At 58.8% G+C, this 592-nt stretch carries 1 protein-coding gene; it reads right to left on the bottom strand.

Annotated elements, in window-relative coordinates:
- The coding region (locus NKJ23_RS34560; RefSeq protein WP_352496823.1) for an AMP-binding protein at positions 1-592 on the bottom strand (592 nt) is incomplete at both ends.

Below are 592 nucleotides of genomic sequence, written 5' to 3'. Positions count from 1 at the left end.
TCGCCCACCGCCCCGAACGGCACGGGCGCGCCATGACCGTCCAGCAGATACACCCGCGTGTTCGCAATCGGACGGCCGATCGGGACAACTGACCCATCAAAATCAGCCGGGCAATTCCAAACCGTCGCGCAGACTGTTGCTTCGGTCGGGCCATAAGCGTTGACGATAGATGCCGAGGCCAGACTTCGGACGAGTTCTGCTTTCGGCAGTTCGCCAGCAAGAATGAGAACTTGCGATGCCAAACATCCCGGATCCTTGCTTGCCTGAAGCAAGGCTGGAGGTAACGTCGCATGGGTTATGGCTTCGCTTCGCAGGTAATCCGATAGCTTGTTACTCGCCTGGCGGAGCTCGTCCGCAGGCAAGTGCAATGCGGCGCCTGAGCCAAAAGCCATGACAAGCTCCCAAGCACTTGCATCAAAACCGAAGGAGGCGAACTGCACGACACGGCTATTTGAACAGACGCCAAAAAGCCCGATCTGAGCCAACCCTAGATTCACCAGGCTGTGGTGCTCGACCATGACGCCCTTTGGGGTTCCGGTTGAGCCTGAGGTGTAGATGACATAGGCGAGATGGCGCGGGCTCAGGCCAAGGG

The organism is Mesorhizobium sp. M0184, assembly GCF_040322215.1.
Classification (GTDB): Bacteria; Pseudomonadota; Alphaproteobacteria; order Rhizobiales; family Rhizobiaceae; genus Mesorhizobium.
Note: the sequence above shows the minus strand (reverse complement) of the source record. Positions and strands in the feature narration are given on the sequence as shown.